Origin of the sequence: Rickettsia massiliae MTU5 (assembly GCF_000016625.1) — a bacterium.
Classification (GTDB): Bacteria; Pseudomonadota; Alphaproteobacteria; order Rickettsiales; family Rickettsiaceae; genus Rickettsia; species Rickettsia rickettsii.
This window is the reverse complement of the sequence record NC_009900.1, coordinates 197,110-214,727: the sequence shown is the minus strand read 5'-3', so window position 1 is coordinate 214,727 and position 17,618 is coordinate 197,110. Positions and strand designations below refer to the sequence as shown.

Here is a 17,618-nt window from a genome sequence, read left to right as displayed (position 1 = left end):
CCATGGCTTGACCACGGGGTCCAATTAAGGATGCTAGTCTTGAGCATTTTAAAATTTTTTTATTGGATTGCCACGCTCCTTATCAGTCGCTCGCAATGACGAAACATGTCTCGTAGGAATCCATATCTCAGCATAATATAATCATATTTCAGCCGATGTAGCTCAGCTGGTAGAGCGGCGCATTCGTAATGCGTAGGTCTGGGGTTCAAATCCCCACATTGGCACCATTTTCTAAATAAAACTATAGCCCTATTTTGTGATAGGCGCGGTAGAACCTGATATACTAATAATGTGTAGAAAAACGCATTCGTGTCATACCGTGGCTTGACCACGATAAAAATAATAACTTAAAATACTAATCATTTATTATCACCATCAATCCAAGTGGTCAAAAAGTCCAGCATCTAAAGAACCTAAAGCGGTTTTAAAAAATGCTTATAAAATAAGTAATGATACTGCAAGACCTATTGCTGTTGATATAAAAAATGACCAGTTTGTAATATTTGATAATACAGGTGGTAATGTAGCGCATGTAAGGACATATAAAGAAATAGAGAGAGATGCTGTTTTAAAAAATAACCTAATCACAACAAAAACATGCAAATAAGGTAATAAAAACTTTAATGAAACCTCGAAGCGGTATAAATTATTGGAATAACAAAATGAAATAAACAATATTTCTGATCCAAATATAAAAAACTGAAATAAACAATGACAGATAAATTATGGTATGAAAAAATAAATGAAGAAGATGCATATATCAGAAAAACGCTTCAAGAATATATAGATTTATATTTCTTTGATTCTGTAGAATTTAAAGCAGTAGAAGATATAACCTTAGAAAATTTAGGTGAATTTTTAGAAGTAATGTTAAAACATTATCAACAATATCATTTTCATTTAGGCGAATTATATGATACTGGAGAAATATTAGAAGAATATTTCGATTATGTTTTTATGGATGATGAAAAATATATAAATTATCCTAAATATTCTAAAGAGGATAGACCTAATTTAGGTTGGTTATTGATAGTAAATTATATACAAATGTGTAATCCAAGACTATTTCCAGAAGATGTCCCGCATTTAATAGAATTTTTACACGCTAAAGATGGAGAAGTGATAAAGGCTCAAGAAAAGCTAAATACCGACCTTGCCCAATTTGATTTAATGAAAAGACAAGATGAAGATTACAGATGCTGGAAAGCAATCATGAAAGAACGTCAGCAAGCTATAGCAGAAAATAAACCTTTACCAATAAGACCTATGAGTATTGAACTATCAAAATGCTTGCAAGATTGAAGTTGGAAACTTTTTTAAGACCATCATAGAGCTAGCAAAAGCATCGGGAGTACAGCTGGCGAAGATGATAGCGATAGAGAAAGTAACGGAACTTGCAGTAAATGCTGTAAATAACAACGCACTATCTATCTGGTTTAGGGAAAAAGATAGAGAATAAAATAGCGGGGAGCGTTACTCCAGCTTTAAATTCTAATAACGGGATATTGCTAAGTGCTTACAGTCGTTTAGAGCAGGACGGTAACAAGAGAACATGACGCCATTCGTGATTCCCTGAGCCATAACTATAGGCAAGATTGCAGCAACTGCGGTAATGCACTTTATTAACCACAAGATCACCTTAGTATTTTAAACTGGATCTCGCTACAAATGAGCTAGGATGACAGGGTGGAACTAATCCATGCAACAACACCAATGCTACACGGAAATGACAATAAGGTCTTTTTAAGAGTGGTGTAAAAACAAAACTACCTTTTTTAGGTAATTCCATTATATTTTGTAAAGAATTATAAGTTTTTGCTAAAAAATAATATATACTTAGCTTTATATAAAAAGTGAAAGCCAATTGTCACCTTTTATATTCAACTTCTTAAGCCGAATAGCAGATTATGTAATAATTCGCTATTCGTGTTAATTAACTATTATCTTTTTTCTTGGAGGAATATAGATTGTTTCATCTTCAGCATACGAAATCTTTTCTAAAAGTCCGATAAAACGGTCTTTATTAGGTACTAGCTTTACTATCGCCCACCCCTCTTCTATTGATTTCTTTATGCGTTCTATATCAGATTTATGCTCTGAAAAAGATATAACTTTTTGTGCTGGGTTTTGCATATTGATAAATCAATTATAGTTAATTAATATTATAGTAAATATTTTGAGTAAATCAATCACATATTTATTATTTGCTAAATATAAATAACATGATTACCATATATTATGTCTTGTCTACTTATATCCTAATAAATAGTTTAATTAAAAATTAAAAGTTGTACAATAATTTTTTATTTTAAACATATACGTCACTTATTAACTTTATTTAATTTAAACTGTATAATTTAATTATGTCAAATGATAATTTACAACCGCCTGCTCTTTCTAAAAAGCAATTATTTGCTTTTTTTGGTATGGTTGTCGGCATGTTTATGTCGGTACTTGATATTCAAATTGTCGCTAGCTCATTATCCGTAATAGCTGCCGGTCTTGCCGCTTCAAACGATGAACTTTCTTGGGTTCAAACATCGTACTTAATAGCTGAAGTTATCATTATTCCTATTACCGGCTTTTTAGCAAGGTTACTTGCTACTAGAATTGCTTATTTTATTGCAGCTTTAGGGTTTACGGTTATGAGCGTATTATGTTCGCTTGCAACTAATATTGAATCCATGATTATCTTTAGAGCATTACAAGGCTTTTTTGGCGGTGCTATGATACCGACGGTCTTTAGTACCGTTTTTATACTTTTTCCTGCATCGCAACGTCCTATTGTTACTATCTTAATTGGACTTGTCGTAACTGTTGCCCCTACTTTAGGACCTACACTCGGTGGATATATTACGGAGATTTTATCATGGCATTTTATGTTTTTATTAAACGTCATACCCGGTATTTTCGTATGCACGGTAGTTTTTTTATATGGGGATTTTGATAAACCAAATTATAAATTACTGAAAAATTTTGATTTTCTCGGTATATTACTAATGGCTTTAACGCTCGGCTTATTACAGTATGTGTTAGAAGAAGGAAACAAAAAAGGTTGGCTTGAGGATAATTTAATATTATTCTTAAGTATTGCAGTAATTTTAGGTTTTATTTTATTAATCATTAGAGAACTAACCTTTATTAATCCAATTTTAGACTTAAAAACATTTCTTTATAAAGACTTTACTTTTGGTTGCCTTTATTCGTTCGTTATGGGTATCGGATTATACGGGGCAGTATATATATTACCGCTATTTCTCTTTACTATTGCCGGATATGATACATTACAAATCGGGGCTACTATGATGGTGACGGGCGGAGCACAATTTTTATCTGCACCACTCGCCGGTAGAATGTTAGGGCTAGGGGTAGATTTACGCCTGATGCTTATTATAGGGCTTGGAGGGTTTGCTCTTGGATGCCATTTGAATAGTTTTCTAACGCCTGATTCTCAATTTGCTGCATTTGTACTTCCTCAATTTGTTAGAGGGCTTTCATTAATGTTTTGTTTTATACCGACTAATAATATAGCTCTTGGCAATATGCCGAAAGAAAGAGTAGGCAACGCTAGCGGGCTTTATAATCTTACTCGTAATTTAGGAGGAGCGGTAGGGCTTGCAATAATCAGTACTATACTTACTAATGATACTAAAGCCTTTATGCAATATTTATCGGAAAATATCTCGTCTACTTCTATAATGGCATTAGAACAACTAGATTCTTATACTGAATTATTAAGCGGGAAAGTTTTGAATCCCGAAAAAGCATCATATTTGTTATTAGCAAACAAATTAAATCATGATGCTTTTGTAATTGCAATAAATAATATATTTAATATGATAGGGCTGTTATTTGTATTTATAATGCTACTAATACCTTTTACTTCAAATATCAAATTAACTGAAAATGTTAATGCTCACTAAAATTAAATTTATATTATATTTTCCTTGGTTATTATTAGAAATATGGAAATCGGCTTTCGCGGTTATTAAAATAATTTGGCAAAGAAAGATAGGAATAGAGCCGGTTTTTGAATGGGTGGACGCAGAAGGGCTAGAAGAAATAGGCGCAATAATGTATGGTAATTCGATTACTCTAACTCCAGGTACAGTAACACTTGATATAAATAATAATATGTTATTAGTGCATGCACTCCATAAATCATCGATTACCGACCTACAAAGAGGTATAATGATTAAAAAAATTAAGCAGATATTAAAAACAACTTGAAGCAGAAAATGATATCAGATATAAACGCTCTAAAGTATAAAAAAGTTTTACTTAAAGTGTCAGGGGAAGCTTTAATGGGAGATAAGCAATTTGGGCATGAATATGACGTAATAAAAAAGATTGCCGGCGATATTAAAGAAGTTATCAATTTAGGAGTAGAAGTCGCTATTGTAGTCGGCGGTGGAAATATTTACCGCGGGATTAATGCATCACTTGTCGGTATGGACCGAGCTTCAGCGGATTATATAGGTATGCTTGCAACGATGATTAATGCTTTAACTTTACAAAACGTTATGGAAAGCCTCAATATCTATACAAGAGTTCTATCGGCTATTCCTATGATGAGCGTGTGCGAGCCTTATATTCGCCGCAAAGCTAAAAGACATATGGAAAAAAAGCGTGTAGTAATTTTTGCCGGCGGTACGGGTAACCCGTTTTGTACAACCGATAGCGCCGCAGTACTTCGTGCAATCGAAATGAATTGCGATATTTTATTAAAAGCAACTCAGGTTGACGGTGTATATGATTCCGACCCTAAAAAAAATCCGGATGCTAAAAAATATTTCACTATTAGCTATAAAGATGTTATAACTAATAGCCTGCAAGTCATGGATACGGCAGCTATTGCAGTTGCAAGAGAAAATAAATTACCTATAAGGGTATTTTCGATAAAAGAACAGGGAAATTTTGCTAGAGTAATACAAGATAAAGGGGAATATACGACAATTGAGGAATAATATATTGTAGTGTGAATTGTTGTATGATTTTTATGTCATTCCCGCATAGGTGTTGTTGCGTAGAGACCAAATCGTCATTGCGAGCAGCCGTAGGCTGCGTGGCCAATCTAACAAAAATAATAAAAAATGCTGTAAATCAGAATTTTTTACTAGATTGCTTCGTCAAAACTTATAGTTTTTCCTTGCAATGACGGGAAAACCAATCTACGCGGGAATGACATCGGGGGCATTTCCTAATACACATAACAATGTCTCAATGCGTGTACTAATAATAATATATGGATAAATAAAGATGGATAAAGAGCATTTAAAGAAAAACTTACAAGGAAAGATGGAGAAAGCTCTAAAAGTTTTAGATCATGAGCTTAAAGGGCTACGTACCGGTAGAGCTTCAATTAATTTACTTGATAGCGTAACCGTGGAAGCTTACGGGAGTAAAATGCCGCTTTCACAAGTTGCTTCTCTATCCACCCCTGATGCACGAACAATTAACGTGCAGGTTTGGGATAAATCTATGGTATCATCGGTAGAGAAAGGAATTACGATAGCAAATCTCGGCTTAACTCCTGCAACGGACGGTCAATTAATCAGACTGCCAATACCGACTTTAACTGAAGAAAGACGTCAAGAACTGGTAAAGCTTGCTCATAAATACGGTGAAGATACTAAAATTTCATTACGTAATATTAGAAGAGACGGCAATGAAGAACTTAAAAAGCTAGAAAAGGATAACGTTATCGCAAAAGATGAGCATCATAGCTTATCTGAACAAGTACAAAAGCTAACCGATGATTATAGTAGTAAAGTTGACTCGGTAATAAAACAAAAAGAACAAGAAATAATGACTGTTTGATTTTCTATGTCATTTCTGCTTTAGATTTGTTGCGTGGATACTGAATCGTCATTGCGAGGAGGCATTGTTGCGTGGACCGGTAAAATTCACTGTATCACCCCGTGGCTTGTGACCACAGGGTCCATAAAAACAATAAAAAATACTAATAATTTTAGTATTTTTAACTGGATCCCTCAATCAAGTCGCGGGATGACAGCGGTGGAATTGATCCACGCACCAATGCCTTGCAAGGAGCGAAGCGACGTGGCAATCCAGAAAAATCGATCCATGCAACAATGCCAAGCGAGAATGACATAAATTGAATCTATACTGACCAAATAAAATGACAAAATTAGTTAGAGATTTAATTCCAGAAATTATCTTAAAATCAGGCCAGGATACCAGTTACTCATATTGCTGAATCATATGAGTATAAAGAATTATTAAAAAATAAACTACTAGAAGAAGTAGAGGAATTTTTACAAGATGAGTATATGGAGAAGTTGCCGATATATTAGAAGTACTTGAAACAATCTGTAATATTAATGGCTATAAACTAAAAGATATATTAAAAAACAAAAAAAGAAAGTTAATGGTGGTTTTGATAACAAGATAATTTTAGAAAAAATAACTAATTAGCTTTTTTGCCTTAATAAAATAAAGGAGTCATGCAATAAAATCGGCTATAGAACCTTGTATCACAGGCTGTATCCAGGATCTAGCTCAACAAGTCGCAGGATGACAGCAATACCGTTACACACAGGCAAACAGGCAAGCCTTCACGGGAATAACATCATACTATACCACTCAAAATAATAAAACTATGATAACAAAAGAAGAAGCACAGAAAATAGCAAAATTAGCTAGATTAAAATTTGAAGAAGATACTGTAGAAAAATTTTCTACTCAGCTTAGTACTATTATGGATATGATCGATATTTTAAATGAAATAGATTGCAAAGATATAGAGCCTTTAACTTCGGTTTCTAATATAAATGCTAGAATGCGAGAGGACGCCGTTACAAGTTCTGATTTATCAAGTGAGTTATTTGATAATGTAAGTGGAAATAGTGCTCAGCTGGCTAAAGAAGTAAAATATTTTATCACTCCAAAGGTTGTTGAATAATTATGACGGAACTAAACAAATTAACAGTAGCAGACAGTATAAAAGGTCTAAAAAATAAAGATTTTACAAGTACGGAATTAATAGGTGCACATATTAAACAAATAGAGAAGCATAGAAACCTAAATGCTTATGTTACCGAAACTTTTGACTTAGCTTTAAAACAGGCTGAAGCAGCCGATCAAAATTATGCTCAAAATACCGCAAGAACCCTTGAGGGTATCCCGTTTACCGCTAAAGATCTTTTCTGCACGAAAGGAATTAGAACTACGGCATGTTCTAATATACTGAAAAATTTTATACCTAATTATGAATCAAGTGTTACACAAAATATTTTTGATAAGGGCGGTGTGATGCTCGGCAAAACCAATATGGATGAGTTTGCTATGGGTTCAGCAAATATCACTAGTTGTTTTGGAAATGTAATTAGCCCTTGGAAAGCAAATGATGATAATGCTGATTTAGTTCCAGGCGGTTCTTCAGGCGGTGCAGCTGCGGCAGTTAGCGGATTTATGGCATCTGCTGCTCTTGGTAGCGATACGGGCGGCTCGGTACGTCAACCTGCAAGCTTTACGGGTTTAGTCGGTTTTAAACCGACATATGGTCGTTGCTCAAGATACGGAATGATATCGTTTGCTAGCTCCCTTGATCAAGCAGGAATATTTACTAGAAGCGTTTTAGACAGTAGCATTATGCTTGAAGTGATGATGGGGTTTGACGAAAAAGATTCTACTTCGATTAAAGCAGAAGTTCCAGAGCTACAATCCGCTATCGGAAGTTCTATGAAAAATATGAAGATAGGCGTACCTCTTAGCCTTGGTGAGGGCAGTATTATTGAACCTGATATTATGAAAATGTGGCAGGACACCATAGAACTACTTAAAAACGCCGGTGCTGAAATAGTTGATATTACTTTGCCGCATGCTAAATACGGTGTTGCTGTTTATTACGTAATAGCACCAGCTGAAGCTTCTTCAAATTTATCTAGATATGACGGCGTTAGATACGGTCTTCGAGTAGAACGTGAAAATATGACGCTTGACGAAATGTATGAAATGACTAGATCAGCCGGATTTGGGGAGGAAGTAAAACGTCGTATTATGATTGGAACATATGTGCTATCATCTAGTGGTATGGATGAATATTATCTAAAAGCTCAAAAAGTACGTCGTTTAGTTGCAAACGATTTTAATAATGCTTTTGCAAAAGTTGATGCCATTTTATTACCGGCTGCCCCGACCGCAGCTTTTAAGATTGGTGAAAAACAAAATGATCCGACTATTATGTATTTAAACGATTTATTTACTATTCCTGCAAGTTTAGCCGGTTTACCTTGTGCATCGGTTCCGGCCGGATTATCGGCACGCGGTTTACCTCTTGGGATGCAGATTATAGGTAAACAATTAGACGAATATAATGTTTTGAAAGTAGCATCGACAATTGAGTCAGGTGTAAAACATATTAAATTTGAGCCAAAGGGTTTTTAATTATGACATATATTGAAGGTAATACGGGGAAATGGGAATATGTAATAGGGCTTGAAATCCATGCTCAAATTTCCTCAAAATCTAAGCTTTTTTCAGGCAGTAGTACTATTTTTGCAGCAAGTCCAAATTCGCAGGTTTCCTATATTGATGCAGCAATGCCCGGGATGTTACCGGTATTAAATAAGCATTGTGTACACCAAGCAATTAAAACAGGGCTTGGGCTTAAAGCTAAAATAAATAAATATTCGGTATTTGATCGTAAAAATTATTTTTATGCCGATCTGCCGCAAGGTTACCAAATTTCGCAATTTTACTATCCTATAGTACAAAACGGCACTATGGAAATACCGACTAGTACTGGCAATCTTAAAACTATTCGTATTAACCGTTTGCATTTAGAGCAAGATGCAGGTAAATCTATGCATGATCAATCACCACATTACAGCTTTATCGATTTGAATCGTGCCGGTATTGGGCTTATGGAAATTGTGACCGAACCTGATATATCATCACCGGCAGAAGCAGCTGAATTTGTAAAAAAGCTAAGAAATTTGTTACGTTATATTGGCAGCTGTGACGGTGATATGGAAAAAGGCTCGATGCGTTGCGATGCTAATATTTCAGTAAGACGTAGCGGCGAACCACTCGGCACAAGATGCGAAATTAAAAATATTAATTCAATTCGTAACATCATTAAAGCAATAGAATTTGAAGCTAAAAGACAAGTAGACTTGCTTGAAAGCGGTGAAGAAATAATTCAAGAAACACGCCTATTTAATGCCGATAGCGGCGAAACAAGAACTATGCGTTTAAAAGAAGAAGCACTTGATTATAGATATTTTCCTGATCCCGATTTATTACCGCTTGTTATTTCTGATGAGTTAATAAATGAGCTAAAAGCAAATTTACCTGAGCTACCTGATCAAAAGATTGAAAAATATACGAAGGAATTTAGCTTAAGTCAATATGATGCCGAAGTAATAGTAGCCGATGAATCGGTTGCTGAGTATTTTGAGAAAGCAGCAAATGAATGTAACCCTAAAATGCTTGCTAATTGGCTAACTAGTGAATTGTTCGGCCAATTAAATAAAACATCGATAGGAATAAATGAATGCAAAATTACCCCTAGTAACTTTGCAAAACTGGTAAAATTAATAGAAAATGATACTATTTCCGGTAAAATTGCAAAAACCGTTTTTGAAATTATGTTTGAAACCGGTAAAGCACCTGATAAAATAGTAGAAGAAAAAGGACTTGTACAAGTTTCGGATAATAACGTGCTAAACACGGTAATTGACGAGGTAATAGCTGAAAATCCTGAATCAGTAGAGGGTTATAGCAATGGTAAGGATAAATTATTCGGTTTCTTTGTAGGGCAGGTAATGAAAAAAACCGGCGGTAAGGCTAATCCGACGCTTGTGAATCAGCTTTTAAAGGAGAAATTGAGTTCTGGATGCTATTCCTTTGAAGGTATCTCGCGTGGATAGATTCTCCTGTCATTGCGAGCAGCCGTAGGCTGTGTGGCAATCTCGCCAAATATCCTGAGATTGCTTTGTCAATTACTACGTAATTTTCCTCGCAATGACGATTTGATATCCGTACAACAAGGGCAATGCCTCGTAGGATGACACAGAACATACTCAAACTTAAAACGTTATTTTTATGAAATTTCTGAAAATATTTTTACTATCTTGCTTACTAGTTTCTTGTGAAAAAAAAGAAACGGAAAAAACTTTAATAGTCGGTACTGCCGCAGATAATCCTCCTTATGAATTTATCCAAGACGGAGAGATTGTTGGGATTGATATTGATATTATCAAAGCAATAAGCGAACGTCTAAATAAAAAAGTTATCATAAAAAACTTCGACTTTAACGGTTTACTTGCAGCTTTGGTTAGTGAAAATATTGATGTTGCGGTGGCGGAGCTTTCCGTAACACCGGAGCGTGCCGAATATATCAGCTTTTCCGATAATTATGCTACTGCAAGATTTGCCATAATATATAGAACAGGCGATAATATACAAAATAGCAAAGATCTAGAAAATAAAATAGTAGGGGTACAGCTCGGTAGTGTTTTAGAAAAAAAAGCACACGATCTATCACAGACGATAAATATTAAAGTTCATTCTTTAGCAAATCATTTAATGTTGGTTGAAGAATTAAAAGCCAGAGTCATAGATGCTATTATTTCTGAGGAATTTCAAGGCAAAAAATTAAAAGCAAATAATTCAAATTTAGAAAGCAGTACTTTAGAAGAATTTTCATCCGATTTTGCTATAGGCATGTCTAAAAACTCAGGACTAATTAATGAAATTAATGAGGCAATCAATTCATTAAAAAAAGACGGAACCATTAACAAAATTATGAAAAAATGGCTGGGACAGTAACAGAAAGTCAATTTAAAGATGCTATGAGCCGATTCCCTCAGGGAGTGACTATTATAACAACAAATTGCAACAACGAACTTTTTGGCTTTACTGCTAGTTCTCTTACTTCCGTATCTTTAAAACCGCCGTTAATATTATTTTGCCTTAATAAAAACTCTTTTAGTATAAACAGTTTTCAAAAAAGTGATAAGTTTGCAATTAGTATTTTAGCAGAGAATCAAATTGATATCTCAAAACATTTTGCTAAATCACAATCTAATAAATTTACAAAAATTGATTATGAGCTTGGCAATAAAACTGATTGCCCTTTAATAAACGGTGCAACTTATCATATAGAGTGTAATAAGTATGCTTCTTACGATGCCGGTGATCATGTTATATTTATCGGTGAAGTAATAAATACCGCTATTAAAAATGATTTAAAGCCTCTATTATATTTTCATAAATCTTATACAAAGATTTAATTTTGGTTATTTTTTGAAATATAAGTAACTATTCCAGCAAAAATCTTATTAATTTTCGCTAAAAAATACCTCAAAATAGCCAATCAATTAGAAATATTCACAGCACCTAGTTTAATTTGAAAAATTGGCGTCGTCTAATAAGATCTGCGGTTCGAACTATATTAAGTATACACTGCGATCCAAGGACTTTAGACTCCTTGCTCTTGTCCAAATTAAACTTCGTCTACTTACTGTTCATTTATTAGGAGTATACATTGCCAATATGTTAAATATCGGTCTTAGTGGTTCTACCGGTAAAATGGGAGAAACCATTCTAGAGAGAATAGATAAATTTAAAGATTGTAAAATTTCAGCAAAATTTAATAGTACTAATAATTTAGATGATTTAGATAATTTTTGTAAAAATTCTGATGTGATCATCGATTTTTCTACCCCTGAAATATTAGAACAATTAATTAATTATGCATTAAAACATAATACAAAATTAGTAATCGGAACCACAGGTCTCCAACCTCAACATTTTAAGCTTTTAGAAAAAGCAGCTCAAACTTTACCTGTTTTATATGCTGCAAATATGAGTATAGGAGCTAATTTGCTTAGCTATCTAGCTAAAGAAGTAACAAAAATACTAGATGATTACGATGTTGAAATTCTAGAAACGCATCACCGTAATAAAAAAGATTCACCCTCAGGAACTGCTGTTATGCTTGCTGAAACAATCGCAAGCAAAAAAGGATTAAATATAACATTTAATCGTGGTAATAGACTAAGAAGCGAAAAAGAAATAGGTATTTCCTCGCTTCGTGGTGGAAATGTTCACGGTATACATGAAATATCTTTCCTAGGTGACGATGAAATAATCACCTTAAAACACGAAGCTCTGAATAAAAATTCTTTTTCTATTGGTGCAATTAAAGCCGCTATTTGGCTACAAGATAAACCTTCTGCTTTATATTCAATGCAAGATATTTATAAAATATAATTAATATAGCTTGAAAAAATACCTTTAAGAGGCTATATTTTATTATGTAAACAACATAATCCTAAGGTTACTTATGATCGATTATACAAAAACTTTAACTACTGCCTCAAAAAATAAAACTTTTGATGAAGGCTTAAGAAAATACATGCTTAAAGTATATAATTATATGGCTTTAGCACTTTTACTAACCGGTGTAGCAGCCGTAACGACTATATCAGTTGAGCCTATTTATAATTTAATGTTTCAAACAGGTTTCGGTACTATTATAATGTTTGCTCCGCTCGGTATTGCTTTATATTTCTTTATGGGCTTCGGACGAATGAACCTGCAAACGACACAAATATTATTTTGGGTTTATGCCGGTTTAACCGGTATGTCGCTTGCATATTTAGCTCTTATTTATACCGGTGCATCAATAGCTCGTACTTTCTTTATTTGCTCTTCCGTTTTTGGAGCAATGAGTTTATACGGTTATAGTACAAGTAGAGATTTAACATCTATGGGTTCATTTTTTGCAATGGGTCTTATAGGTCTTATCATTGCTTCATTAGTCAACTTGTTTTTAAAAAGCTCGGCTCTTTCTTTTGCTACTTCTCTTATTGGAATAGTAATATTTATGGGATTAATTGCTTGGGATACTCAAAAGATTAAGTCTATGTATTACACGGCAGGAAACGATGAAGTAGGACAAAAGCTTTCTATTATGGCAGCCTTTACTTTATATTTAGATTTTATAAATCTTTTCCTATATTTAATGAGATTTTTAGGCAATAGAAGAGATTAATTGGTATCATTCTTGCAAAGTAGTCATGATTTTATTTCATTGCTTCGGTTTGTTCATTGTTATATCACGCTCAAATCTATTAGTACTGAATAGTTTTTAAAAAGACCTCGATGTCATATCCCCGCAAAAGCGGGGGCATTGTTGTACGGCTTGAAAAACTTATTCAATGTCATTCCCACGTGGCATTGTTGCGTGGATACCGAATCGTCATTGCAAGCGGTCGCAGAGCGAACTCGGCAATCCAGAAAAAATAATAAAAAAATTCTGTAAATCAGAATGTTTACTGGATTGCTTCGTCAGTTGCTGCACGGTTTCCTCACAATGATGAGGATTTTGACCCACGCAACAACACTTTTTCACTATTAGTTAATATTAAATCAGGTTATTTTTATGTCTCAAGAGAAAACTCAACAGGAGTTATTATTACAAGAGCAACTTTTTAAAGCCCTGAAAACTAACGATACAGAATTGAATGCCAAAATATCTAGAACCTGCGAAAACATTGCCGAATCTGTTATTGCCCTTTCTAATGACCAATCTCCTACTACTGAAAGCCTATATATTAGCTATATGGCCCTAGCCGATTTAAACACTAAGGATTTAGCTAAAGTTACAACAATAATAAAAAACTCGTTTCCAGGGGATAAAAACAAGGAATTAAGGGAAATAATCGATGCACCTCTTTTACAGCATTTAGTTATGGCAGAGGCAATTGAACGACAGGTTGGATTAGATGATAGCCGATATAACGCAGATTACAGCAAACTTGAAGGAATAAGAAATCCTAATGACCCTAAAAAAGCAATTGATGCTATGCTACGTGATAAGAGGGTGGCACAGCAAGCTGAGTTTGAGGGGAAAGGAAAAAAGGCAGCAGGAGTCTCGGCCGGTTATGTTGCTAAAGATAACGCCGGTAATACTTTTATTTTAAAACATTTTTATAAAACTCATGCTGCATGCCAAAAAATACAAGATAATAAGGCACAAAAACAGGCTATTGCTGACCGAAGAGACGGAGTACAAGAATTAATAGGCTCTACCATGTATCAATTTTTATTACATGATCGCGCACCAAAAGAAGGGCTGGTAACAGCGGATGAAAAACACCCTGATTCACTTTATGTACGTTCTAAATTTTTTGATAATGCTGTCACACTAACAGAATTTTCTGGTTTATCAGGTCAAACTAGAGTCAGAGCTAATGATCACAATTTAAAAAAATTGGAAGGATTTGAAAAAGCCATAGCTGCTTGTCATATGCTGGGGGAAGTAGATTATCATGCTGGTAATTTCATGGTGCAGGATGGTAAAACAATAACCAAAATTGATCATGGTCGCTCTTTTTTAGCATTTCATAAGAATTTTGGCAGTATGATTCAATCAACAGCTGCAATGTTTGCACATCCTGGTGTTGGCTACAGTGCTGCTATTAAAGCAGGTAATTTCTCATTCAGTATCGATAAATATAGCGAATCGTTAAATCAAATGATAAGTCAATTTGATGAGAAACAGATGGAAGCAATAGTTGATCAAAAAATTGATGAATTAAAAAAAGCTGGGTTTGATCCAAAAAATATTGCGTTATCCACTAATATTAAAAATTTTGATGATTTGCGAAAACACTATAAAGGCAGCATAAAAGAAAATCTTGTTAATATGCAAGAAGTGGCCAAAGGCGCTGAGATAGTAACAAAATTCAGTAATGTTTTACCTGAATTTCACAATGGTGGTTGGTTAGAGGCTTTCGCTAATTCACCTGTAAAAGACCCGGTACTCTATGCAATAGATAATAACATTACAATTGAAGGTAAAGATGCTAAAGAGTGGGCGTATGAAAATAATTACCAAATTAAAATTCCTATAGGCTTGAAAAAAGAAATAATCAAGGAACAGCAATGGAGCAAAGATTTGGACGGAAAATGGAAAGAAACAGAAGTTGAGGTTAAGACAGGTAAAGTAGAAGTACAAATTTCTGATCCTGCAAAATCAATGCGTATACAAGACAAATCTACAGGCGAAAAATTGGCATCACTAATTGTTGATTTTACAAAGCAGACAACAACTAAAAATGTAACCGATAAAGCAGTAGCAAAATTCTACGACAATATAATGAAAGCGCTAAAAAAAGAAAATTATCTTACCGACCAAGATATTGAGGGTATAAAGAAAAATTTTAAATATCAGGATAATATCGAAAACACGACCAACTTATTAAATGCTAAATCTTTCAAGTTAACTGCTAAAGATACTATATATTACAAGGTAGGAAATTTTTGTGAAAAGAGAGGTTTACCTAATATCGCAAATTATTTTATGAAACAAATTTCTCCTGAGAATTTAAATAAAATTCATAATACAGAAAAACTTATAGCGGAAAGTATAAAAATTGGTAATGTACTACTACAACAGAAGAAGCAAGAAGGACTCCAAACAAAAAGAGTAGAAACGGTAAAAGGAATCGCATTCTCTAAATTACAAGCTAGGAAGGAAAGACATCAACAAAGGTAAGCACTGTTGAGTGTATGCCTTAAACGTCATTGCGTCGTTGCATAGGCCTAATGTCATTTCTAGCTAAAAGCGGAAAGCCAGTACTTTTCGCTGTCATACCGTGGCTTGACCACGGTATCTAGAAAAAAAATTTAAAAAAGATTAGATCCTGCGATCAAGGCACAGGATGAGATTAATAGTTACTGGCTTTCTGCTTTTAGCTAGAAATGACATACTATAGGCCAAGTTGCGGTATGACATAATAACATACAACAACTATATACATTCTTATTCTTTTTCTGCATTTTTTCTAGCAGACGGTGAGAGCATAATGCTTAGCTCTTTTAGAGCTTTATCCTCTACATAGCTTGGGGCGTTCATTAGTAAATCTTCAGCTTGCTGGTTTAAAGGAAACGCAATTATTTCCCTTATATTTGTTGCTTCCGCAAGCAGCATAACGATTCGGTCAATACCGGGGGCTATTCCACCATGTGGTGGAGCTCCAAACTTAAATGCTCTAATCATCCCTCCAAATCTCTTATCAACTTCCTCTTCACTATAACCTGCTATGGAAAATGCTTTATACATAATTTCCGGCTTATGGTTTCTAATAGCACCGCTGGAAAGTTCAATACCGTTACAAACAATATCATATTGGTATGCGGTAAGTTCTAATAACTCTTCAGTGGTTTTAGCTTGCTCTAAAGCATCTATTCCGCCCTGCGGCATAGAAAACGGATTATGGCTAAAATCAATTTTTCCTGTTTCTTCATTTAACTCATAGAATGGAAAATCGGTAATCCAGCAGAATTTAAAACAATCTTTTTCAAGTAAATCAAGCTCTTCACCAAGTCTTATTCTAACCTTACCGGCAAGTTTAGCAGCTTTCTCTTTCTTATCGCTAGCGAAAAATACAGCATCACCGTTACTAATACTAGCTGTAGCTTTTAGACTCTCTAATTGCTGCGGGCTTAAGAATTTTACTACCGGTCCTTTTGCTTCACCGGTTTCACTAAACTGAATATAGCCAAGTCCACCTGCTCCTTCTGATATCGCAAACTCTATCATTTTATCGAAGAAACTACGAGGCAGTGCAGCTGCCTTAGGTGCAGGAATTGCACGAACTATGCTACCTTTTTTAATATTCTCTCTAAAGATTGTAAAATCGGAATCTCTAAATATCTCAGTTACATCGGCAATTATAATAGGGTTACGCAAATCAGGCTTATCAGAGCCGTATTTTAGCATAGATTCATTATATGGAATACAAATGAAAGGAGTCTCTGATACTTTCTTATCCGTAAATTTAGTGAATAAATCATACATCACAGGCTCAAGAGTACTAAATACGTCTTCCTGTGTAACAAACGACATTTCTACATCTAGCTGATAAAACTCGCCGGGTGATCTATCGGCTCTTGCATCTTCATCCCGAAAACAAGGAGCAATTTGGAAATAACGATCAAAGCCTGATACCATCAATAACTGCTTGAATTGCTGAGGTGCTTGCGGTAATGCATAGAACTTACCCGGATGCATTCTACTCGGTACTAAAAAATCCCTAGCCCCCTCAGGTGAGCTTGCTGTTAAAATCGGAGTTTGAAATTCGGTAAAACCGCTTGCCGTCATCAAATGACGAATATGAGAAATAATTTGTGAGCGGAGTATTATATTATTATGTAATTTCTCACGTCTAAGATCTAAAAAGCGATGTTTAAGCCTAGACTCTTCGGGAGCGTCTTTTTCGGTATTAATAACAAAAGGTAGAGTGTCCGCAGCTGACTCAACACTAAATTCCACAGCTAGCACTTCAACATGACCTGTCGGAAGCGTATTATTAATCGTGTCCTCTGATCTTGCTACAACTGTACCCCTTACCGTAATTACCGACTCATAACGCAAACGACTTGCATCCTCCATAAGCTGAGGGTTTTGATCGGTAAACACGATTTGAGTTATACCGTAATGATCACGTAAATCTATAAAAACTAGATTCCCGTGATCTCTTCTTCTATGTACCCAACCAGATAGCTTAACTTCTTTTTCTACATCGGATATTTGTAATTCGTTACAATTATGAGTTCTGTATTTATGCATTTTTATT

15 protein-coding genes, 1 tRNA gene and 1 pseudogene are annotated in these 17,618 nt (G+C 34.6%); 15 read left to right on the top strand and 2 right to left on the bottom strand.

Annotation, left to right across the window (positions count from 1 at the left end; genetic code table 11):
- The first annotated feature begins 151 nt into the window (after positions 1-151).
- The 3 genes and pseudogenes from RMA_RS01120 to RMA_RS07945 all read left to right on the top strand — a co-directional run bounded on the left by RMA_RS01120 (position 152) and on the right by RMA_RS07945 (position 1,556).
- Positions 152-227 (top strand) — tRNA-Thr (locus tag RMA_RS01120).
- A 484-nt stretch (positions 228-711) separates the two neighbouring features.
- Positions 712-1,302, top strand: a complete 591-nt coding sequence (locus RMA_RS01115) for a hypothetical protein (protein ID WP_012152480.1) — start codon at positions 712-714, stop codon at positions 1,300-1,302.
- A 64-nt stretch (positions 1,303-1,366) separates the two neighbouring features.
- Positions 1,367-1,556: pseudogene (locus tag RMA_RS07945) on the top strand (hypothetical protein).
- A 373-nt stretch (positions 1,557-1,929) separates the two neighbouring features.
- Here the strand turns inward: RMA_RS07945 and RMA_RS01105 are convergent.
- Positions 1,930-2,133, bottom strand: a complete 204-nt coding sequence (locus RMA_RS01105; protein ID WP_041404514.1) for a DUF2674 domain-containing protein — start codon at positions 2,131-2,133, stop codon at positions 1,930-1,932.
- A 230-nt stretch (positions 2,134-2,363) separates the two neighbouring features.
- On the opposite strand from RMA_RS01105, the gene RMA_RS01100 reads away from it, so the two are divergent.
- The 12 genes from RMA_RS01100 to RMA_RS01045 all read left to right on the top strand — a co-directional run bounded on the left by RMA_RS01100 (position 2,364) and on the right by RMA_RS01045 (position 15,535).
- A complete protein-coding gene (locus RMA_RS01100) occupies positions 2,364-3,923 on the top strand; it encodes a DHA2 family efflux MFS transporter permease subunit (RefSeq protein WP_041404513.1) in 1,560 nt (519 codons plus the stop codon).
- Positions 3,907-4,230, top strand: coding sequence for a monovalent cation/H+ antiporter subunit E (locus tag RMA_RS01095; RefSeq protein ID WP_014365278.1), 324 nt, complete (start codon positions 3,907-3,909; stop codon positions 4,228-4,230). Before RMA_RS01100 ends, RMA_RS01095 begins: the two co-directional genes overlap by 17 nt.
- An 8-nt stretch (positions 4,231-4,238) precedes the next feature.
- Positions 4,239-4,967, top strand: coding sequence for a UMP kinase (gene pyrH, locus RMA_RS01090; protein ID WP_041404512.1), 729 nt, complete (start codon positions 4,239-4,241; stop codon positions 4,965-4,967).
- A gap of 292 nt (positions 4,968-5,259) precedes the next feature.
- Positions 5,260-5,820 (top strand): ribosome recycling factor, encoded by a 561-nt coding sequence (gene frr / locus RMA_RS01085; protein WP_041404511.1) that lies wholly within the window; start codon positions 5,260-5,262, stop codon positions 5,818-5,820.
- Positions 5,821-6,622: 802 nt separating this feature from the next.
- On the top strand, positions 6,623-6,925 hold the full coding sequence (gene gatC, locus RMA_RS01080) for an Asp-tRNA(Asn)/Glu-tRNA(Gln) amidotransferase subunit GatC (RefSeq protein WP_041404510.1): 303 nt from the start codon (positions 6,623-6,625) through the stop codon (positions 6,923-6,925).
- Positions 6,926-6,927: 2 nt separating this feature from the next.
- Complete coding sequence (gene gatA, locus RMA_RS01075) at positions 6,928-8,409, top strand: Asp-tRNA(Asn)/Glu-tRNA(Gln) amidotransferase subunit GatA (RefSeq protein WP_041404509.1); 1,482 nt, start codon at positions 6,928-6,930, stop codon at positions 8,407-8,409.
- A 2-nt stretch (positions 8,410-8,411) separates the two neighbouring features.
- Positions 8,412-9,896 (top strand): Asp-tRNA(Asn)/Glu-tRNA(Gln) amidotransferase subunit GatB, encoded by a 1,485-nt coding sequence (gatB, locus tag RMA_RS01070; RefSeq protein ID WP_041404508.1) that lies wholly within the window; start codon positions 8,412-8,414, stop codon positions 9,894-9,896.
- Positions 9,897-10,071: 175 nt separating this feature from the next.
- The gene (locus RMA_RS01065) at positions 10,072-10,797 is read left to right on the top strand and encodes an ABC transporter substrate-binding protein (protein ID WP_041404507.1); all 726 of its coding nucleotides are present in this window, start codon (positions 10,072-10,074) and stop codon (positions 10,795-10,797) included.
- Positions 10,782-11,261 (top strand): flavin reductase family protein, encoded by a 480-nt coding sequence (locus RMA_RS01060; protein ID WP_010976860.1) that lies wholly within the window; start codon positions 10,782-10,784, stop codon positions 11,259-11,261. Before RMA_RS01065 ends, RMA_RS01060 begins: the two co-directional genes overlap by 16 nt.
- Before the next feature lie 262 nt (positions 11,262-11,523).
- Complete coding sequence (gene dapB, locus RMA_RS01055) at positions 11,524-12,243, top strand: 4-hydroxy-tetrahydrodipicolinate reductase (protein ID WP_014365270.1); 720 nt, start codon at positions 11,524-11,526, stop codon at positions 12,241-12,243.
- 73 nt (positions 12,244-12,316) lie between these two features.
- Positions 12,317-13,027, top strand: coding sequence for a Bax inhibitor-1/YccA family protein (locus RMA_RS01050; protein ID WP_014408234.1), 711 nt, complete (start codon positions 12,317-12,319; stop codon positions 13,025-13,027).
- Positions 13,028-13,417: 390 nt separating this feature from the next.
- Entirely contained in the window at positions 13,418-15,535 is a 2,118-nt protein-coding gene (locus tag RMA_RS01045; RefSeq protein WP_041404506.1) for a hypothetical protein, read from the top strand.
- A gap of 267 nt (positions 15,536-15,802) precedes the next feature.
- On the opposite strand, the gene aspS is transcribed toward RMA_RS01045, so the two are convergent.
- A complete protein-coding gene (aspS, locus tag RMA_RS01040) occupies positions 15,803-17,611 on the bottom strand; it encodes an aspartate--tRNA ligase (protein WP_041404505.1) in 1,809 nt (602 codons plus the stop codon).
- Positions 17,612-17,618: the final 7 nt, after the last annotated feature.